Raw genomic sequence first — 20,902 nt, 5'->3', positions numbered from 1 at the left:
AAATAACCAGCAAGCGAGAAAGCAAGTTTGACCTTTGGTTTCAAAGTCGTGCTTGCTTATTTTCAGATATTTAGCCGTCGGTTTAGCAATCTAGACTATAAAAAAAGGAGCTATCCGTTCAATGGAAGACATTGAAAAGGTGCTGGAACAAATTAAAGAATGGGTTCGCAAGCTGATAGAAGGACTGCTGAGTCCCGAACCTGAACCGGAACTCGAACCGATTCGTATTCCTGTCAACCAACCCAGGAATCGCAGGTAGTCGGGAGTGGGTTTGAAGTTTGAGGTTTCAGGTTTGAGGTTTGAGCTTTGAGGTTACAGACTGGTTGTAAATCCAAAGTCAAAACTCTCATAACTTTTGTTGCGCTGGAAATTTTAAAATTGTTAAATATCCTGGTACTTCACGGCCCTAATCTGAATCTATTGGGTCAGCGAGAACCTGGAGTGTATGGTTCTGCGACTTTAAATGATATCAACAAGTTGCTAGAACGAGAAGCGCAAGCCCTCCAGGTGAAAGTCTCAATTCAGCAGTCGAATCATGAAGGGGTCTTGGTGGATGCAATTCACTCGATGTTAGGGCAGCACCAAGGCTTATTGATTAATGCTGGAGCTTATACTCATACGAGTGTGGCAATTAGAGACGCGATCGCCGCGGTGAATATCCCTGCGGTAGAAGTTCATCTGAGCAATATTTACCGGCGGGAAGCTTTTCGCCATCACTCGTTTATCGCAGCGGTGGCGATCGGGCAAATCAGCGGTTTTGGCTCAGAAAGTTACCGGCTGGGGCTGCAAGCTCTAGTTAGTTACCTGATGGAAAATTAAAAATTAACTGATTGTTCAGAGGAGGGCAGGTTTTATATGGAAAACCAGCCCTTATATGTTTGGTTGTCATTCAAATTAATCAGAAGAGTTAGGCAAAAAGGGAAACCAAGAAGAATTATAAATTGCCAATTATAAATTACCAATTACCAATTACCAATTACTAGGAACTTGAGTTAAATTAAAATGCGGCATTCCCTGTTGAGCAAGTTTCAAGGAACCATCCTGGGCGCAGTTTTAGGAGACTCTATAGGTCTGCAATACCAAAGGCAACTCGTGGGTATTCCCTCCCAAACAGGAGACTTGCCGCCGATTTTACAACTGACGAAACACCAACAATTGACACTGAGTGGGCCAACATTGGCGTTGAATTCTCCCAACAGCAAAATCCCAACTGGCAAACAATCATCCGAATCCGGGAGACTTGCGGTGGCGTGCGCTCAAAGTTTAATTCGGGGTAGGGGTTTAGATTTAAAAGATTGGCGCGATACTTGGCAAGCATTTGCCAATTCCGAAATCTATCCTCCGCTAAGCAGTGAGTTTCAAAGCCTGCTTAACCCTTCTGAAGCTGCCATTGCTGCGCTGCCTGCTGCGATGTTTTTTCACGAAAATAAAGCCAAGCTGCGAGAAAAAATCATGCTGGCGATAGAGGTTTGGCCCAACGCCAACAAGCCAGAATGGGATACAGCAATTTTAGCAGTAGGATATGCGATCGCCAGAACTCTCAAAGATAGACTTGACCCCGCGACAGCAATCGAGCAAACAATTGCCTACGTGAAAACAGATAATGCCTTAACAGAGCTGCTGCTGCAAGTGCAAATACTACTAAAACAGGGAGCCGATTTAGAAACAGCCGCAACTCATCTTTGCAAAAGCGCCACAGCTTTGAGAGAAACACAGGGCAAAGGCGAGAAAAAACTACAAACGGAGTCAATTGTCAACCCAGAAAATTTTATTCCCATTGCCTTAGCTTTCTACTGCTTCTTGAACACCCCAGAAGACTTGCGCTTGTCAGTGGTGCGGGCTGCCCGCTGTGGCATAGCCACACAACTCACCTGCGCTTTGACAGGAGCTTTGTCTGGAGCTTACAACGGTGCTGCTGCGATTCCTGTAGAATGGCGACAGGTATCTTCGGTTACGGTTGAACCGCAGGCTTTGGCCTGTGGCGAAGAACCCTCGCTCTGGGGAACGGGCAGCGATGCAAAAATTGTAGAGTTAGCAAATAACCTGTTTGCTGTTTGGGCAGGAGTTTACAGGCCCGATGCCGGCATGGATTCCGCAGCGCTAGCCCGAGCGGTGGCTGCACCTTATGTCATTAGACCTCGTAAAGTATAAATTTTTGAGCTTTTAACAGGGAGGGGAAAGTATTAATTAGCAATGAGAAATTAGCAATTAGCAATTAACAAGTCAAAAACGCAAGCCGAAGGAGAGCGACAATTAAAGATTAAAAAGTAAAAAATTAAATCGGACGCGCTTGCCCCAAAACACCTGGTTTCTACGAGAAGATGGGGTTGGGAAACGAATAATCAACGGAGAAACAAGGTTTTTAGCCCTGGCGCGCGAGTTTTGTTCAAGATGGACAAGGGAAGCAAAGAAGCTGCTTGCGTTGTTGGCTAAAGTTAGGAAAACAGTCAGAAAACCCAACAGCAGCCGATAGTCAGGCAAAGTAGCCTGGGCGGTTGAATATTCAGCCACGGTAGTTCGGATAAACTCAATCAAGATGCACCGTCAGAATTTCTGACAAAGCTGCTGGATAACAGTGATATATCTTCGACACAAATGAATACGCTCTCCTCATTGATGCGGCAGATTGAGCAGCTAGGGGCTGCGCGCTCACTGCGCCAACATATTGCTAAAGTGCAAAATGGCGGCAGCAAAGCAGATACCTCACGCGCTGGCGGGCCTCTCCTGAGCCGCTTGTCGCGCCAGAAATTGGTTCTGCCCGAGACTTTTACGAGTTTATTTACAAGTAAAACCTCAAAATCAAGCCTCAAAAATCAAGCTCGTTCCCCAATGTTGGCGCTCGTAGCGGTAGTTTCCCTAAGCAGCACTCTGGGCCACCGCTTCTACAACCAGCCGAAACTGGATGTGGGGACGAAAGCTCCTGAGACGATTAAGGCTCCTGCTAGTGCTAGCATCCCCGATTACAAAACTACTGAAGAACAGCGGAAAGCAGCGCGGATCGGGGCTGTAGCGATATTAATGCTCGATCCTGCGGTCGATCAACAAATTTATCAAGAATTGCAACAACTTTTGCAGCAGGGGAGCGAGCTGCGGGGGGCGGTAGGCCCGTTTCCGTTTGTGAGTCCCTCGGCGCTCTCAAATGCGGCTCAGGTTTACTTGCGGGGCTGTCCCGAGTGGGAGTGGCGATCTATTTTGGCGCAAGCGGGGGACAACAGTGCAACTTCCGAGCGGTTGAGTTTGGATTCCCCCGCAATTGCTGGGCAGACGCAGAACAAGTCTCAGCAGGATGCTGTCGCTCAACTGCAAGCTTACAGCCGATCGGTGCGGGCGGCAGACTTTCAAAGCCTGACAGAGAGTATTTCCTCGGCTCGCCGACGCTATCTCAATGCTGTGGAGGCGCTGGAAAAGCCGTCGGTTTTAGGACTCCCACAAATTTACGATACTTCGCTGTTTGATTTGTCCGAAGCAGCTTGGCAGAAAACCCAAACGGGTATGAGTCGCGCGGCAAAAAGGATGTTGGCTCAAGGTATCTTGCAGGGGTTGCCAAAAGAAATTTTGAAAGAAGCTGTGAAGCTGCAAGTGGCAGATGAAGTGCCGTTAGAGTCCCAAGCTTTGGCGATTGAGGGTTTAACAGCGATTTTGCAGCCAAATCTGGTGAGAGATCCCGAGGAAACCAAACAGCTAGCTGAATTAGCGGCGCAAAAGGTCAAACCGGTGATGATCGCAGTAGAGCAGGGCGAGATAATTGTTGCAGAAGGAACAGAAATCGCGCAGCAAGATTTCGTGTTGCTGGACTATTTTGGTTTGAGCCGGCGGGGGGTAAATTGGCTGGGGCTGACGGGTTTTGTTTGTTTAGTCGGAGGGGCAATTGCGATCGTACTGCTGGTGGAAAGGCACTACCGCTTGCGCCGCAGAGATCATTTGCTATTGCTGCTGCTGACTTTGAGCGCCCCGGTGCTGGTGAGTTTGGGGCTGCCTTGGACGAGTTTGCCCGCGATCGGGATTTTAGCGGGAGGCTTCTACGGTTCGGCGGTGGGAGTGACTGTGGTGGGGCTGCTATCGGCGCTGCTGCCCGTTGGCTTAAATGTAGAGTTGATTCATTTGGTGGCTAGCGGGGCGGGGGGATTGCTGGGCGCTTTTATGGCGGGGCGGCTGCGATCTCGCGAGGAATTGGCTCTTCTGGGAGTGGCTGTCGGTTTGACTCAGGGAACGGTTTATCTGGTGGGGACTTTGATTGCCAGCGCGGCTGCCGGTGCGATTTGGTACGTCGTGCTCGGTACTGTGGGCGCGCAAAGTTTGGCCGGTTTGGCTTGGAGCGTTGTGGCGATCGGCATCAGCCCTTATTTGGAACACGTTTTTGACTTGATTACGCCGATCCGGCTGGCGGAACTTGCCAATCCCAACCGCCCGCTGTTGAAGAAGTTGGCTGCCGAGGCTCCGGGGACTTTTCAGCACACGCTGTTTGTGGCGAGTTTGGCGGAGGCGGCGGCTCGGGAGCTCGGCTGCAATGTTGAGCTGGTCAGAACTGGCACATTATACCACGATATTGGAAAAATGCACGACCCCCTCGGGTTTTGTGAAAATCAAATGGGCGGGGCCAACAAACACGATCAAATTAATGACCCTTGGGCGAGCGCGGAGATTATTAAAAAGCACGTTACCGAGGGCTTGGTGATGGCGCGGAAGCATCGATTGCCGAAGGCGATTCAGGCGTTTATTCCCGAACACCAAGGTACAATGTTAATTGCTTATTTCTACCACCAAGCGCAGCAAATTGCTGCAAAAGAAGCAGAAGATTTAAAGACGGCTTTGGCAGATCCGGATAATTCAAAGTTAACAATCGAAAGTCGGGAAGTGAGGGAGGAGGATTTTCGCTACGACGGGTCGATTCCGCAGTCGCGGGAAACGGGGATTCTGATGCTGGCGGATTCTTGCGAGGCTGCTTTGCGATCGCTCAAGGATGCTACTCATGAAGAGGCTTTGAATATGGTTAATCGGATTTTGAGGGCTCGCTGGCAGGATAATCAGTTGCTCGATTCGGGTTTGACTCGGGAGGATATGTCTCTAATTGCGGAGATTTTTGTGCGGGTTTGGGAACAGTTTAATCACAAGCGGATTGCTTATCCTAGTGCAGTTTTCACTCCCAGGTAGGAGGAAATTTTGAATTGTGAAACCTAGGATCGCATTTGAGTTGTGCATTAGATTTTATTGCGATGTGTCCCGCAAAGCGCCATGCACTTGAGTATTATCGCTGATAATTACTACAGTTTGTTTGATTCCTGGGAATTCTGAATAGTCGATATCTATTTGGTCTGCTAGATGCGATCGCAATTTTTGCCAGTCTTGGGCATCGATCGCATTTGCAAAAGCGATGATAGTATCTACAACCCCAGCGCGGTCAACAATCCAGCGAATTTCTGACCGTTCCTACATAACAAATAAATTTGGTGAGTTGTGAGTTCAAAATATTTGAATTTTTAACCGCAGATGAACGCAGATAAATGCCGATTGTTTATCTTGATTCTATCCCTTGACTCCGGTGGCGGTTTCTGTCGGCACAATGTATTTTTGCAAAAGCAAAAATAGTCCTAAAACTGGAACAATAGAAATAATGGAACCCGCCGCAACTAAACGCCAATCCAAAGAAAATGTCCCGGCTAAATTGGCTACCCCTAAAGGTAACGTGTAATATTCTGGCCTGTCTAAAACTAGCAGCGGCCACAGAAAGTCGCTCCAAGAACCGATAAATACAAAAATTCCTAAAGTAACTAAAGCTGGCTTAATTGCCGGAATCATGACGTGCCACCAAATGCCTAATTCTGTACAGCCGTCGATGCGGGCTGCTTCTTCTAGTTCTTTGGGAACTGCTAGGAATGCTTGTCGTAATAAAAAGATGCCGAAGGCTGAGGCTAGTCCGGGAAAGATTACGCCTAAATAACTATTTTTTAGCCCGAGTTGTACTGTCAATATGTATAGGGGAATCATGACTATTTGGAAGGGAATCATGATTGTGGAAACGATTGTGATTAAGATGGCTTCGCGGCCTCGAAAGTTGAGTCTGGCTAAGGGGTAAGCGGCGAGGGCGCAAAAGAGGACGTTGATGCTAACTGTGAGGCCGGCAATCAGGGTGCTGTTGAACAGGTAGCGGCCGAAGGGGTTGGTTTGCCAAACTTTGATGAAGTTTTCGAGGGTGGGCTGTTGCGGCCACAGTTGCGGGGGAAATTGAAAAATGTTTTCCGTGGGGGATTTGAGGGAGGTACTCAGAAGCCACAGCAAAGGAAAGAGCATTAAAAGTGCGATCGCGCTCATGATGCTGTACGTCCACAGGGTGCTCCACCGCGAGGGAGTGTTGTTTGGGGAATTTGGTTTTTTGGTTTTGAGATTGTTCATTGTTGGGATATGATTATAAGTCCTTGCTTCGTGAGAAGCCTTGTTGTCCATAAGGGGATTATTGCCATGAAACCGTTTATTTACGAAACTATGTACATTCTGCGCCCAGATTTGGGTGAGGAAATGACAGACCAGGCGATCGCTAAATATCAAACTATTTTGCGCGATCAAGGTGCTGAAAGCATCGAAACTCAGCACCGCGGCAAGCGCCGTTTGGCTTACGAAATCGGCAAGCACCGGGACGGAGTATACGTTCAAATGAACTATACAGCTCCGGGCGCTGCAATTTTTACCCTGGAGCGCGCGATGCGTCTGAGCGAAGAAGTGATTCGCTATTTGACAATCAAGCAAGATGTGCCAGATGCACCTGAAGCGGAAGCGGAAGCGGAAGTCGCCGAGTAGCATTCGTGTCAACTTAACGTCTGATGTAGCACCTGTCTACTGTTTGACGATTAGGGCCGCTTATTCCCGGGCACGCCTTTCTTAAGGGCTACCCTGTACACACAACTTGAAAAACTAACGTCAGAGCCTTTCGCTCCCCCTGGCATCCTCCTGAAAAAGGGGCTAGGGGGTTCTCTGCAATTGTGGGTACAGCATAGTTTCTTTAGGGCGGGACTTGATGTTAATTGAAATTATAAGTAGGTAAGCGGGATTAAACCGAGCTATGTAGAATTATGTAAACAGGGCTAACTTAGCCACGCTTAGGGCTAAGAATACTTTACAATCCTTAACATAATTGTGTTTTACAGCGCCTACCTACTTACTAGATTTACAAAATTACGAAAGTGCTTTAATGTTTAAACAGTGAGGATTAAATGCTACCTAAAAAAACTTCATGATGAGAAAAACCGTTCATAGGTTCATCACGTTAGTATTAGCAGGATTTCTATTGGCGATTAGTGGCGAGTGCTGGACATCGCGAAGTTTATCACAAATCCATCCTCATGGTTTTTATGTTGCACCAAATGGCAGTGATACAAATAACGGTTCACTTGAGCATCCTTGGTCAACAATTAATCACGCAGCGTGGGTCTTAAAAGCGGGTGAAACAGTTTATATTCGGGAGGGAACTTATCGCCTCACAGAACAAATTCAAGCTAAAAATTCAGGGACAGAAAAGGCTTGGATTACTTATCGAGCCTATCCTGAAGAACGGGTTATTATTGATGCGGATGCAGTTAAAGTAGAGCCTCCTTCTGGTAAGAAATCCCATTATCCTCACGATCAAGGTGCATTTTTGTTACAAAATGTTAGTTATATTCAAGTCGAAGATTTAGAAGTTATTAATTCTCATAATTCTGGGATTACAGTTAGAAATAGCCATTTTATTAACCTTTATAATAATAAAACAGAAAATACGTTTTCCCCAGGTATTGGTGTTTGGGGGGGCGATCGCTATAAAGTAATAGGAAATACGGTTATTAATGCAAACGACCTGAAGATGGCTGACTTTTTAAATGATTTTTCAGAAGCTCCCCATGAAGCAATTTCAATCGGTGGGGTTGAAAATTTTGAAGTTGCTTATAACTTAGTTAAGGATGGGAAAAAAGAAGGAATTGATGTTAAAGAAAAGAGTAAATATGGAACCGTCCATCATAACTATATTCACCACATGGCACGACAAGGATTATATGTGGATAGTTGGGTGGGAGTCTTAGAAGATGTTGAGGTCTTTAATAATGTTGTTCATGATTGTAATGGGGCAGGATTTGCTTTAGCAGTAGAAGGAGGTTCAGAAGCAAAAAATATTCGATTTCATCATAACTTAATTTATGATAACTGGGGAACCGGAATTCTCTTTGCCCGATGGGGAAATGATGGGTTACGGCATAATATTAAAATTTATAATAACACGGTTCATCATAATGGTTATGGTAAACCGAACCCAGGAGAAAGCTTTTTTTGGATTACGGGAGGGTTATATTTATTTTCTAATAATCTTCAAAATGTTGAAATCAAGAATAATATTTTTAGCAAAAATAGGGGCTTTCAAATCGGTTATAGCGATCGCTATTTGGCGGCTAACTCTGACATCGAAAAGATTTTGCGTCAAAAAGATATTGAGATTAGCCAGAACTTAATCTTTGGAGAAAATAATACCACCCGTCCGATTTATGCTGGATGGCTTCCTGATAACTATGCGAATATCTATGGAACGAATGGAACTGCTGCGGTCACAGAAGAACCTCAATTTATTAATCCTGAAGAAGGGAATTTTTACTTAAAATCTCCGGTCAGTAACCCAACCCCATTAACTGCTAATTCTCAAACATCTCAGATGAGAGTTGGAGCTTTTCCCAATGGAGAAAAACCCCATTTTTGGTGGCAGGGTAAGTTCCCACCTCAATTTCCTGATTTACCCCAATAAACCCTTCATTAAAATAAGTTGTGTCTGTAATAATTAATTGTTAATAGTTGTATTAAGTACCTAAACAAAATTAATTACACAACTCAATAATAATGATTTAAGTAGGTAAGCGGGATTAAACCGAGCTATGTAACAATATGTAAACAGGGCTAACTTAGCCACGCTTAGGGCTAAGGATACTTTACAATCCTTAACATAATTGTGTTTTACAGCGCCTACCTACTTAGCTACTTATTAAATTTACTGTTAACTAAGGCAACTTCGACTCCCTTGAGAGGCCAAATTCTGCATCCATAACTTTGAACCAAACTATAAAGTTATTTTTGCCACTAGCAATTACGAAGCCGCTAAAATGTGGCTCTTAGAAGATGAATATTGTCAAATTTTGCCAACGGCTGCTGGAGGTTGGGCCTGAATCCACTAGCCCAAGCCCGATCGCACTCCCTGCACCCTCGATCGACCTTCTCGCCCAATAGCCCAATTGTAAAGTTTTATGACAATTTTGATTTGGTAGCTTTAGATACAGAATTGTCTGTTATAGTGATAGAAGAGAAGAAAAAAACAGCCCAACATTAATCTAAAGAATACGGAGGAACCGCATATGTCTACCGAAAATCAAGCTCGCTCTCTGATGATGCGCCACCACCAACTGGTGAAGAACCGGCAGCAATCCATGCTCAACCGCACCGCCACCGAAGTCGGGATGGAAGATTCGCACTACTGGGGTCACATTCAAGGCAAACCGCAGCCCAGCTTTCAAGCCAGTTACGATCGCAGCAACGCCACTATGAGCTAGGGCAAGCTCAATTTCGACAATTGTCTACGAAGTTATTACCTATAATTTGGAGAAATTAGTTATGTCAACTCAAGAACAAGCCCGCACCCTGATGATGCGCCATCAACACGTCGTCAAAAACCGTCAGGAATCCATGCTGAGCCGTGTGGCTGCTGAAGTTGGTTTAGATGCTGGCTCTCCAGCGAGTATCGATCGCAAATAACTCCTTTTTTCAACGGCGAGATAGTTGAATCGAGTTTGTTTGCCAGCTAAAAATTAATAATGTCAATTACAAAACCATCGCGACTTCTTCTTGAGTTCTAACTCTAGATTGGAAGCCGCGATTAGTTTTATGGGGAATTGGGAATTGGGAATGGGAATGAAAAATTGGGTTCAAAAGAATCTAAAATCTAAAATCTAAAATCTAAAATCTAAAATCGTTCGACTGAGCCCTCACGCCGAAGTCTAAAATCTAAAATCTAAAATCTAAAATCTAAAATGGTATAATCCCCTTTCAGCAGATTGAAGGCTACTAGGGAGGTCATGATGTCGGACTGGAAAGAAATTGACGGCGGAGTTACAGCACCCAGAGGGTATCGAGCATCTGGAATTACAGCGGGTTTGAAGCCTTCAGGCTTGCCGGATTTAAGTTTAATTTTGTCAGAGGTGGACGCGATCGCCGCAGGAGTCTTTACTACATCCACTGTCCGGGCCGCTTGCGTGGACTACTGCCGCCAGCGTTTGCAAGCGAAACCAAGCGCGAAAGCAATTTTGTGCAATGCGGGACAAGCTAATGCTGCTACTGGCGAACAAGGTTTGGCCGATGCCCTCGAAAGTGCCAAATTATTGGGAGAAGCGCTGAATATTCCTCCAGAATCAATTCTTTTGGCCTCGACAGGCGTCATCGGACAGCGGATTAAAATGGACCCGCTGAGGGCGGGAATTCCGCGATTAGTTGCTGAGGCATCGGAAACTGGTTCCGATGCGGCTGCTAAGGCTATTTGTACGACTGATTTAGTGCCGAAAACGATCGCCTTGGAAACTATGTTTGGCGATCGACCCGTCCGCATTGGCGGCATTTGCAAAGGTTCGGGAATGATTCACCCGAATATGGCAACAATGCTAGCATTTGTAACTTGCGATGCAGCAGTGTCGTCGCATTTGTGGCAAGAAATGCTGAGTCGGGCGGCTAACAGAAGTTTCAATCAAATTACTGTTGACGGAGATACCAGTACCAACGATTCGCTAATTGCTTTGGCGAACGGTCAATCTCGCACACCAGCGATTACAGAAATGGGGGCGGATGCTGAAAAATTAGAGGCGATGCTGACAGAAGTTTGCGTACATTTAGCAAAGGCGATCGCCCGTGACGGCGAAGGTGCAACTTGTTTGATGGAAGTGCAAGTTAGCGGCGCGCTGGATGAAGTTTCTGCGAGTAAAATTGCCAAAACAATTGTCGGTTCTTCTTTGGTGAAAGCTGCTATTTTCGGACGCGATCCGAATTGGGGGAGAATTGCGGCGGCGGCTGGGCGCGCTGGTGTACCTTTCGATCAAGAAAATTTGCGGATTGAATTAGGGGATTTTTTGATGCTGGAAAACGGGCAACCGAAAGAGTTCGATCGCGCTGCTGCGAGTAATTACATGAAAGCGGCTGCGGAGGGGGAATATTTGAAAGCTGATACGGTTTTAATTCAGGTTAGTGTCGGGAATGGCAGCGGTTTTGCGAAAGCTTGGGGATGCGATTTGAGTTACGACTATGTGAAGATTAATGCGGAGTATACAACTTAAATAAGTTCGGGCGGTTAGAAACCGCGCTTACACAAACAAAACCCGACGATAGCGGGTTGAGTAAATTTAGAACGCGGGTTGAAGTCCGGGAGGCTAGAAACCGCGAATTTTACGGGCACAAAAACAAAACCCGCTATCGTCGGGTTTTGTTTTTGTAGGCGCAATCCCAATCGCCCAACCAACGTTTTTTAAACACGAGCAAAAAAAACGAACGCCAACTTATTCAAGTTTTCATCTTCGTTCTTATTCGTCAAAAAAAACTTTTCAATTTCTGGCGGCGTTTCCAAACGCAATGGCGGTTGGCGTTAAAAGCTACTTACGCACAAAAACTCAATAAACCGGGTTTTTTAGCCAGAAAAAATGGCCTTAACCTGGTTTCTAGATCCATGACTGGACACTATAGCGAAGCTAGCAGATTGGGTAGGAAATTTAGGAAATTACCAAAACTATTTTACCGGCTACTGAGCCTGTTTCTAACAGTTCGTGAGCGGCTTGAGCTTGTTCGAGAGGGAAAGTTTGGCTGACGTGAATTTTGAGCAAATTGCGATCGCACAAACGAGCACACTTCTGCAAAATATGAGCCTGCTGTTCCTGTTCCTCCACCAAACTTTGCAGCATCGGTGTTAACATTAATTCCAGACTAATTCGCAGATTTCGCATTCTCGCTGTGGTCAAATTGCCCAAAGCTGGATCGGGTTCCAAAATTGTTACCAAATCTCCATAAATCTTCACAGCCGGAATAGTTTGATAAAAAGTTTCTCCCCCGACTGTATCGAAAGCCAAGTCAACTCCTTGTCCTTGAGTCCAAGTCAAAACTTCATCGACAACATCAGTATTTTTGTATAAAATTACTAAATCTGCACCTAACTGCTTGACAAAATTGGCTTTTTCCTCAGAACTAACAGTAGTGCAAACCTCAGCACCCTGCAACTTCGCCAACTGTACCGCGACGTGACCGACACCGCCGGCACCAGCTTGAATCAGCACTTTTTGCCCGGCTTGCAAGCGCCCTCGATCGTACAGCGATTCCCATGCTGTAATTAAAACTAACGGTGCCGCCGCCGCCTCAGCAAAACTTAAAGCAGCAGGCTTGAGGGCGAGAAAGCGTTGGTCTACAACGGCAAACTCAGCATAAGTACCCCTCGACCCGCCCAAACCGCCGTTGCAGAAAAAAACCTCGTCTCCCACTTGGAAACTTTGCACACCAGCACCTACAGCCTCTACGACTCCAGCACCGTCGCACCCCAAAACGTGAGGAGTTTTCTCGGGGTAAAAAGTGCCTCGCGCCCGCAACTTAGTATCTATCGGATTGATACCCGCCGCTCGCAACCGCACCAAAACATCAGTTTCTGTTTGTATAGTAGGGGCGGGGATATCTTGCAGTTGCAATACTGACGGGCTTCCGGGGGTTTCAAAAACGATTGCTTTCATCATGGGTGTTACACTATATCAGATAATCATTGAACTTTATTGTACATTGCTTAGCAAAGCAATAAAAAAAATTCGTTTTCTAAAAAAAATTATGATTGTCGTTGAAAAGCATTACATAGATCGGCAGCATCAGTTTTTTAAACAGTTTGATAACTTATCGTTTCTGTCCATAAATCTCTACAATCATGGTAACTATTACATGAGGAAACACTTTTTTAAGTCTGGGTATCAAGTTGGCTGTGCCAGGAGTCTCAAAAATTTATATGCCATCCTAAAACCAACAGCCGACTATAAATATTTACCAGAGCAAATTAACTATCAAGTTCTCAAACAAGTTCTTCACGATGGGGATGCTTGGAAAAAGTCAATAATGGCTTATTGCCGAGATATCCATCAATTTTTATCCCCCCCTAACATCCAAAAATACCAACCTCAAACCTGTGGACGTAACTTGTTAATTTATTATGATAACCAATTGATAGGAGAAAGGGGTGAACATAAAAATAATGGGCTACTTGATTTATCTCAAGGTGACATAATAATTGTTACAAAAGCCCAAGACCTCATAGAGGTAATGATAGTTTATGAAACAGCTATCTGCCTTGTTGAGGTTGTTTGTGAAAAGCCTGTAAAGTTGGTGGATTTAAATCCCCAACTCATAGCAGGTATAGATTTAGAGATTGATAACCTCGTCGCTTTGACATCATCGAATCAGCTAACATTTACTCCTACTCTATCTGATGGAAAATATCTCCAATTAATCAATCAATGTTTCAATAAGCGCCGAGCATTTTTACAATCAAAAGTTGACCAAGGGAAATATACCGCGCGCCAAATTCAGCAAATCACCTTTAAGCGAAACAAGCGAGTAAAAAACTACCTTCCTCAAACCAGCAGTTTGATTGTTAAGGGGTTGGTGGATGAGAAAATCGGGCAGTTAGTTATTGGAAAAAATGTGGCGTGGAAACAAAATTTAGCCTTAGCCCAAAAAACTCATCAGACTTTTGTAGTAATTTCTTATGCCAAGCTCAGAGAAATGATTGCTTACAAAGCTGAGTTAGTGGGTATCGAGGTAACAGTTACAGAAGAATCTTATACAAGTAAGTGTAGCTTTTGGGATTTAGAGCCTGTCGGCAAGCAAGAGTCTTACCAGCGTAAGAGAGTTAAACGTGGGTTGTTTCGGTCTTTGAATCAAACCCTGATTAATTCTAATGTGAATGCAGCATTATTAAATATGATTAAAAAAATAAACGGAAACTCACCCTTTGAGGAGTGTAGAAACCGTATAGAGGTGTTTGCAGTTTCACCTGTACGGGTTGATCCTGTACGAAAAGAACCACAAAAAGTTCGGTAATGTCAAGTATTGCCCGGTTTTTTGTGAACTGTTAACTCTCTTGTCGCTTTCACTGCGATCCTACCTCGTATTCGTTACCCATCCGTGACGATACTTAGTGATTTTTTAATAGATTGGCTTTAGATAACTACAACAATTGTTGAGCGGTGCTAATCGATGTTCGATCTAAATTTATTTTTTTACTTTGAGATTCTGGCATACCTTCTGGGATTATCGGTGACTTTAGCCTTGGCGTCCGCGATTTATCTCAAGTGGCAGCGAAGACCCCCCAGTCTCCCTCTGGCAGAAGAGAAACGGCAGTTGGCAGAATTAAACCCCGCAGATAAATCTGCGGGATTGAAAATTTGGAAAAACTGTGGGATTTTCTCCAACTCAAATCTGTTGCCGCCAACTGAGAGATTATTGGGTAAAGTTTTAAGTACAGGCGGCGCTCTATTCTTGCGCCAGAAACAGCGCCCAACTGTGAATTCTTCGCCTATTGTCGGGCCTGGAAGCATCCAAACCCTAAGTGTGAGCATTTCGGGTTCGATGGGGGAAAATCGCGATCGCCCGAAGGCAGATAATCCTCCCAAACTAACTGCTTCCGCGCAACTAGAGGAAGATTTGCTGGGCGAGATCCTAGCAGGTACTGATTCGCCGGCGGGAGCAGAATTCTTTGATGCCTTAGTTCGCCACTTAGCCTCAGCACTCGGAGTTTGCACCGCCGTCGCAGCCAAATTGATTAAGTCGAAGGAACGCGCCGATGCTGCTCCCGATAGATTGCAAGTTATCAGTTTTTGGAGCGACGGATTGTGGCCGCCAAACTTTGAGTGCGACACCGCCAATACTCCCGAAGCGCTGGTGATCGAGCGGGGAATGTACTCCTGTCCTGACTGCCTCCTGGAAACCTTTCCAGAAGACCGCAGATTGGTAGTTACAGGTGCGCGCAGTTTCCTGGGAGTCTTGTTGAAAAACTCTTACGGCGAACCTTTAGGCATTATTTGTATTTTCCACGATCGACCCCTCCCGGAAGCACATCTTGCCAACTTCCGACTAATTCTCAGCATTTTTGCCGGACGGGCCGCCGCCGAATTAGAGCGCCAGCGCCTAGAAGCAGCACTGTCCACAGTAGAAGCAAAATACTGCGCTCTTGTAGAACAAATGCCGGCTGTCACCTACATTTCTCCCCTCAACCGCACCGCTGCCAAACTTTATATCAGCCCGCAAATCGAGACTTTTCTGGGTTATTCTGTAGCTGAATGGAGGGCAGACCCCGACCTGTGGCTCAAACTCGTTCACCCAGAAGACCGCGATCGCGTGTTAGTTGAAAACGCCACACAGAAATTTACCAGTGGAGAAGAGATATTTTGGGACGGGCCGCTCGTTTCAGAATACCGCGCGATCGCCCGCAACGGCCGAGTCGTCTGGTTCCGCGATCGAGCGACTGCAGTTCGCGATGAAGCAAGCAAGTCCGTCATTCTTCAAGGTGCAATGTTTGACATCACAGAGACGAAAGTAGCTGCCAGCGCGCTGCTAGAAAGCGAATACCGCTATTACACTTTGGCAAAAATCCTGCCGGTCGGGATTTTCCGCGCCGACGCTGGTGGAGATTGCTTGTACGTCAACCAGCGATTTTTGGAGATGGCGGGGCTGACAGCACCACAGGCAATAGGCGAAGGTTGGACGCAAAGTTTGCATCCCGAAGACCGCGATCGCGTTTTGAGCGTTTGGTATGGCGCTGTCAAAGAGAAGTTGCCTTGTAAATTAGAGTACCGCTTTTGCAACGGCGACTTCACAACCTGGGTATTTTGGCAAGCAGTGCCAGAAATTGCCAAAAGCGGGGAAGTTCTGGGCTATCTCGGCACCTTGACCGATATCAGCGATCGCAAGCAGGCAGAATTCGCGCTGCAACAGGCCGAAGAGAAATACCGCAGCATCTTTGAAAATGCGATCGAAGGCATTTTCCAGGCAACGCCTGACGGGCGCTACCTCAGTGCTAACCCTGCTTTGGCAAGAATTTATGGCTACGAGTCGCCCGCCGAATTGATGGCGAACATACGCAACATCGATCGCCAACTCTACCTCGATCCCGAGCGCCGCGTCGAGTTTTTGCACGAGATCGAAAAACACGGTTTTGTGTCAGAATTCGAGTCCCAAGTTTACCGCGCTGACGGCACCACGATCTGGGTTTCCGAGAACGGCCGGGCTGTTCGAGGCGCTGGCGACAAATTGCTTTACTACGAAGGCACTGTCGAAGATATCACCGTCCGCAAAATAGCAGAAGAGAAGTTAGTACACGATGCTTTGCACGATATGCTAACGGGTTTGCCCAACCGAGCTTTATTTATGGATCGCTTGGGACACGCGATCGAGCTTTCAAAACGCCGCCCCGAGGTTGTGTTTGCGGTGCTGTTTATCGATCTCGATCGCTTTAAGGTTGTTAACGACAGTTTGGGGCATTTAGTGGGCGATCGGTTGCTGATCGCGATCGCGCAGCGTCTGGGAATCTGTTTGCGCACTGGAGATACCGTTGCCCGTCTCGGCGGCGACGAATTCGCTATTTTGCTGGAAAATATCAATAGCGCCGAAGATCCGATCCTGATTGCCCAACGAGTCCAAGCGGAACTGGCAGAGCCTTTTTACCTTAATGAGTATCAAGTTTTTACCAGTGCTAGCATTGGGATTGTTTGTTCTGGTTTTCCTCCTCCGTATCCAAGGGAAACCAGCCAACTGTCGATCGCCGGGAATCTGGGAAATATCGATCGGGAAACTTCTTTGTCTTGCTTAGCTTCCGACTCTCCTGTTCCCAATGTCCAGTTCCGAACATTGTACGATCGACCTGAAGAACTGCTCCGAGATGCAGATGCTGCCATGTATCATGCTAAGGGATTGGGCAAAGCTCGTCACGAAGTTTTTGACTTAAGTATGCACACTCGCGCCGTCGCCCTTTTGCAACTGGAAAACGACCTGCGGCGCGCTTTAGAATCCCAGGAATTCCAGCTTTACTATCAGCCCATCGTCTCTCTAACTAGCGGTACAATCAGGGGTTTTGAAGCGCTGCTGCGGTGGTATCACCCGCAGCGAGGTTTAGTCTGTCCCGGCGAGTTTATTTTAGTAGCAGAAGAAACTAGATTGATTGTACCTATTGGTTGGTGGATGATGCGATCGGCTTGCAGTCAGACCCACCAGTGGCACCAAAAATTCCCAGAAAATCCGCCGTTGACTGTCAGCGTCAACCTTTCTAATCAACAATTTAAACAACCGGATTTAATCGATCGCATTCGCGAAATTTTAGAAGAAACTCAGCTTGACCCCCGTACTTTAAAGTTAGAAATTACTGAAGGCGTCATCATGGAGAACTCCGAATCAGCAGTCGCTATCCTTGCAGAATTGAAAAAATTAGAAATTCAATTATATATTGACGATTTCGGCACTGGCTATTCTTCTTTGAGCCGCCTGCACACTTTTCCAACTGACGCTTTAAAAATCGATCGAGCTTTTGTCAGCCGCATGACTGAAGATGAAGGAAACGAAGCCATTGTACAGACAATTTTAATTTTAGCCAGTCATTTAGGCATGGATGTAATTGCTGAAGGAATCGAAACCATAGAACAGCTTAATTTACTCAGAGCACTGCAATGCGAATACGGACAAGGATACTTTTTCTCAAAGCCTGTAGACAGCATCGCAGCCACACTTTTGATAGAAAGTCAACCTGAATGGTAATTAGTCAGGAGTCATCAGTCATTGGTCATTAGTTATTGGTAATTGGTAATAAGAAGTCAAAAGTTAAAATTTCAAAGATTCTTTCTGACTAATGACTAATGACTAATGAGTGATGACTCCTGACTCAAACTTTCGCTTCCAAAGACTTGAGAAACTCAGTATTTACCCCCGACTCTCTCGTTAGGGCAATTTTCCCAGTCCGAGCAATTTCCTTAATCCCAAATCTATTCAGAACCTGGACGATCGCCACCATTTTACCCGGATCTCCGACAACTTCCAATGTCAGCGTATCATCACCTATATCCACCACGCGGGCTCTGAAAATCTGAGCTAACTCAATTATCTCCGATCGCGTGCCGCTAGCAGCATTAACTTTCAGCAACATCAACTCCCGTTCCACACAGGGAATTTCTGTTATATCCTGAACTTTAAGCACGTTAATCAACTTGTACAGTTGCTTGGTCAACTGCTCGATAACCTGGTCATCTCCGGGTACAACCATCGTAATCCGAGATATTCCTACTTGCTCCGCCGGACCGACGGCCAGACTTTCAATATTAAAACCCCGACGGGCAAATAAACCAGCAATTCGAGTGAGGACACCCGCTTCATCTTCAACTAAAACCGAAAGAGTGTGTTTCATTTATCCAAAAAAGACGCATTTCGTGCAATTCTACTTTCGCCAATTCGCCTTTTAGCAGAAGTGCACGCCCATTGAACCTGCCTTAGACATTTTATCGCGAGTTATTGGTCGTTCATCTCCGGGAAAAAACAATATATTAAGCTCTCGGAGCCCACAGTCACGCCCGATCGACAATATCAGTCATAGATTCAGCGTAAACCCGCCACAACCGGTTCTTTTGGTCGATCGCACCCACACGATCTAAGTTTTTTGTGTACGAACCTACACAATTACTTGAGCGAATAAAAAGTTGTTAGGTCTTGTCGCTGACGGGACTGAAATTTTGAGACCAATTGGTCTCAAAATTCCTTCACATAAAAACCCGGTGTTGCAGCGACGGCATCTGGCGGCGGACTTGTTCTAGTCGATCGGGATTAATTTCTGCAATAGCCACACCCGGTTCCTCTCCAGCATCCGCCAAAACCACACCCCAAGGGTCGATAATCATCGCGTGACCGTGAGTTTGACGGCGGCCGTAGTGGCGGCCAGTTTGTGCGGGGGCGATCGTATAACAAGTATTCTCGATCGCCCTAGCTTGCAGCAAAACCTTCCAGTGATCCTTGCCAGTGTAAGCGGTAAACGCCGCCGGCACGAACAAAACATCAGCCCCCTTGTACGACAAATGCCTGTACACTTCCGGGAACCGCACGTCATAGCACACCGAAAGTCCCAGCGTCCCCAACTCCGGCGACACATAAACCGGTGGCAAATCTTCACCAGCTTTCACAGTGTTCGATTCCCTGTAAGTAATGCCGTCTGGCACATTCACATCGAACAAATGTACTTTTCTGTACCTTGCCACTTCAGTGCCGTTTTGGTCTACCAGCAAAGAGGTATTGTATACCTTCCCCCCCTCCGTCGGCACGGGAAATCCGCCGCCCAGAATCATTACCTGGAACCGCTGGGCCATCGTTTTGAGGAATTTTTCGCTGTGGAGTCCGATCGCCTCTGCTGAAGCAATCTTTTCCTCCTCTTCTCCGATAAACGAGAAATTTTCTGGTAAGGAAACTAACTCCGCACCTTGACGCACTGCCAGGTCGATTAATTCCTCTGCCTGAACCAAATTTTTTTGCAGGTCAGGCAAGCTAGTCATTTGAATTGCTGCGGCGAGATAAGACTTCATCGATTCACAATATTAGTCATTAGTCATTAGTCATTAGTCATCAGTCAACAGTCATTAGTCATTAGTCATCAGTCAACAGTCATTAGCCATTAGTCAGTAGCAACTAATTTGATAACTAAATAGTTTAGATGCTTGGCTTTTCGCCATTTATGTGCTCGTCTTGCACCAACTGGTACGGTTTGAGAGTTTTGATCTTTTAGCGCTAAATTAACCTGTAACTCATCACTCAAAAGTCAAAACTCTCAACTTTTCTCTCCTAGGTTTTGCAACCTAATTTCCCTCAAATCTTAAGGCATCGGATGGAAAAGCAGGTCTGGGAAAAAGCGGTTAAATTCAATTAAACCCGCAGCTTGAATAGATATCCAAAGGATAGCCAAGACTGGTGCGGTCGAAAGAAACTTGACAAAGTATTGCATGAATTCTGCTCCTAAAAATTTGAGACAGTTGGTAATTGCCGATCGATCTAGGGCTAATTGCTAATTCCCAGTTAAGTGATTAACTGTTAGCTATTAGCTCTTCTCCATTTCCCAATTTTAGCGGGGGGAAACAGTAATTTCGTCGTCCTTTGCAAACATTTCACCGCTGGTGATTGATGTCAGAGCTGCCAGAGGCCATAAAACGCCGCTCAGCATACATTTGATTGCCAAAGGAACGTCGATAATAATCTCTTTTTCCTCTGGGGTTGCTGATTTTTTGGTAACTTGCAGATAAGAACGGCCCACCCAACCAATCCAACCTGCGATATACAAGAACAGTATGCTAGGAATCAAAAAGTCCCCTGCTTTGCTCAAGTTGCCGTCTACGATTAAGTGCGGGTATCCTTCGGGGCCGCACATAGCTTGAGAATAGCGCTCGAACCGCGCTTTCGCGGATGCCGGGTCGCCATTAGTAGAACGTGCAGTTTTAGCTAGTTCCTTGAATTCGGGAGAGTCTTTGCACGGCACTAAATTGTAAGCCGAAGCAACTGGAGCAAAACTGATCCAGACACTCAACACTAAAATTGCAGCAAACAATCGTCGCATGGAATTGTTTCCTTTTGTTACAAAACAATAAGTTTTTGTACAAGCATTTCAACTTGCCGATCTGGAATCCAGATTACCGTGTTTCTTGACAGTCTCAAGTATCCATCATTGATGCGACAAAGCCCAATAATAAAGAGGGATTCGCGTTTTCATAGGTCAGTGCTGAGCTAGCAATACCGCGAGGATATTCCTTCATTGCATCAGATGATGGCCTTACCTGTCGATCGGGCAAAGATCCCTCAACAATAACCTGAGTACAGGTAT

General features: G+C 45.9%; 18 protein-coding genes. 11 read left to right on the top strand and 7 right to left on the bottom strand.

Annotated elements, in window-relative coordinates; all coding sequences use genetic code 11:
• Positions 1–121 precede the first annotated feature (121 nt).
• The 3 genes from QUA13_RS12415 (at position 122) to QUA13_RS12405 (ending at position 2,151) form a co-directional block, all read left to right on the top strand.
• Positions 122–259, top strand: a complete 138-nt coding sequence (locus QUA13_RS12415; protein ID WP_006631912.1) for a hypothetical protein — start codon at positions 122–124, stop codon at positions 257–259.
• A 119-nt stretch (positions 260–378) separates the two neighbouring features.
• Positions 379–819, top strand: coding sequence for a type II 3-dehydroquinate dehydratase (aroQ, locus tag QUA13_RS12410; RefSeq protein WP_333198761.1), 441 nt, complete (start codon positions 379–381; stop codon positions 817–819).
• A gap of 183 nt (positions 820–1,002) precedes the next feature.
• A complete protein-coding gene (locus QUA13_RS12405; protein WP_333198759.1) occupies positions 1,003–2,151 on the top strand; it encodes an ADP-ribosylglycohydrolase family protein in 1,149 nt (382 codons plus the stop codon).
• Between the two features lie 102 nt (positions 2,152–2,253).
• Here the strand turns inward: QUA13_RS12405 and QUA13_RS12400 are convergent, their stop codons facing one another.
• Positions 2,254–2,511, bottom strand: coding sequence for a hypothetical protein (locus QUA13_RS12400; RefSeq protein ID WP_333198757.1), 258 nt, complete (start codon positions 2,509–2,511; stop codon positions 2,254–2,256).
• A gap of 84 nt (positions 2,512–2,595) precedes the next feature.
• Here QUA13_RS12400 and QUA13_RS12395 point away from each other — a divergent pair, with 84 nt between their 5' ends.
• On the top strand, positions 2,596–5,151 hold the full coding sequence (locus tag QUA13_RS12395; protein ID WP_333198754.1) for an HDIG domain-containing metalloprotein: 2,556 nt from the start codon (positions 2,596–2,598) through the stop codon (positions 5,149–5,151).
• A gap of 372 nt (positions 5,152–5,523) precedes the next feature.
• On the opposite strand, the gene QUA13_RS12390 is transcribed toward QUA13_RS12395, so the two are convergent.
• Complete coding sequence (locus tag QUA13_RS12390) at positions 5,524–6,390, bottom strand: carbohydrate ABC transporter permease (protein ID WP_333189193.1); 867 nt, start codon at positions 6,388–6,390, stop codon at positions 5,524–5,526.
• Positions 6,391–6,456: 66 nt separating this feature from the next.
• On the opposite strand from QUA13_RS12390, the gene rpsF reads away from it, so the two are divergent.
• From rpsF to argJ, 5 genes are all read left to right on the top strand, one after another.
• Positions 6,457–6,792, top strand: coding sequence for a 30S ribosomal protein S6 (gene rpsF, locus QUA13_RS12385; RefSeq protein ID WP_006631907.1), 336 nt, complete (start codon positions 6,457–6,459; stop codon positions 6,790–6,792).
• A 433-nt stretch (positions 6,793–7,225) separates the two neighbouring features.
• A complete protein-coding gene (locus QUA13_RS12380; protein ID WP_333198752.1) occupies positions 7,226–8,758 on the top strand; it encodes a right-handed parallel beta-helix repeat-containing protein in 1,533 nt (510 codons plus the stop codon).
• A 601-nt stretch (positions 8,759–9,359) separates the two neighbouring features.
• A complete protein-coding gene (locus QUA13_RS12375; RefSeq protein ID WP_172188081.1) occupies positions 9,360–9,554 on the top strand; it encodes a hypothetical protein in 195 nt (64 codons plus the stop codon).
• 61 nt (positions 9,555–9,615) lie between these two features.
• The gene (locus QUA13_RS12370; protein ID WP_172188083.1) at positions 9,616–9,756 is read left to right on the top strand and encodes a hypothetical protein; all 141 of its coding nucleotides are present in this window, start codon (positions 9,616–9,618) and stop codon (positions 9,754–9,756) included.
• 323 nt (positions 9,757–10,079) lie between these two features.
• Entirely contained in the window at positions 10,080–11,321 is a 1,242-nt protein-coding gene (gene argJ, locus QUA13_RS12365) for a bifunctional ornithine acetyltransferase/N-acetylglutamate synthase (RefSeq protein WP_333198772.1), read from the top strand.
• Between the two features lie 429 nt (positions 11,322–11,750).
• Here argJ and QUA13_RS12360 read toward each other — a convergent pair whose 3' ends face one another.
• Complete coding sequence (locus tag QUA13_RS12360) at positions 11,751–12,752, bottom strand: zinc-dependent alcohol dehydrogenase family protein (protein WP_333198770.1); 1,002 nt, start codon at positions 12,750–12,752, stop codon at positions 11,751–11,753.
• A 1-nt stretch (position 12,753) separates the two neighbouring features.
• Between QUA13_RS12360 and QUA13_RS12355 the strand changes: the two genes are divergently transcribed.
• The gene (locus tag QUA13_RS12355; RefSeq protein WP_333198750.1) at positions 12,754–14,106 is read left to right on the top strand and encodes a transposase; all 1,353 of its coding nucleotides are present in this window, start codon (positions 12,754–12,756) and stop codon (positions 14,104–14,106) included.
• A 156-nt stretch (positions 14,107–14,262) separates the two neighbouring features.
• Positions 14,263–17,811 (top strand): EAL domain-containing protein, encoded by a 3,549-nt coding sequence (locus QUA13_RS12350; RefSeq protein ID WP_333198748.1) that lies wholly within the window; start codon positions 14,263–14,265, stop codon positions 17,809–17,811.
• A 124-nt stretch (positions 17,812–17,935) separates the two neighbouring features.
• Here the strand turns inward: QUA13_RS12350 and ilvN are convergent, their stop codons facing one another.
• The 4 genes from ilvN to QUA13_RS12330 form a co-directional block, all read right to left on the bottom strand.
• The gene (gene ilvN / locus QUA13_RS12345) at positions 17,936–18,454 is read right to left on the bottom strand and encodes an acetolactate synthase small subunit (RefSeq protein ID WP_333189202.1); all 519 of its coding nucleotides are present in this window, start codon (positions 18,452–18,454) and stop codon (positions 17,936–17,938) included.
• A gap of 349 nt (positions 18,455–18,803) precedes the next feature.
• The gene (locus QUA13_RS12340; protein ID WP_333198746.1) at positions 18,804–19,616 is read right to left on the bottom strand and encodes a carbon-nitrogen hydrolase family protein; all 813 of its coding nucleotides are present in this window, start codon (positions 19,614–19,616) and stop codon (positions 18,804–18,806) included.
• A gap of 287 nt (positions 19,617–19,903) precedes the next feature.
• On the bottom strand, positions 19,904–20,032 hold the full coding sequence (gene psaJ / locus QUA13_RS12335) for a photosystem I reaction center subunit IX (RefSeq protein WP_172188099.1): 129 nt from the start codon (positions 20,030–20,032) through the stop codon (positions 19,904–19,906).
• A 117-nt stretch (positions 20,033–20,149) separates the two neighbouring features.
• Complete coding sequence (locus tag QUA13_RS12330; protein ID WP_333198744.1) at positions 20,150–20,638, bottom strand: Photosystem I reaction center subunit III; 489 nt, start codon at positions 20,636–20,638, stop codon at positions 20,150–20,152.
• Between the last annotated feature and the right edge of the window lie 264 nt (positions 20,639–20,902).

It is taken from the genome of Microcoleus sp. S28C3, from assembly GCF_036700785.1.
Taxonomy (GTDB): Bacteria; Cyanobacteriota; Cyanobacteriia; order Cyanobacteriales; family Microcoleaceae; genus Microcoleus; species Microcoleus asticus.
Note: the sequence above shows the minus strand (reverse complement) of the source record. Positions and strands in the feature narration are given on the sequence as shown.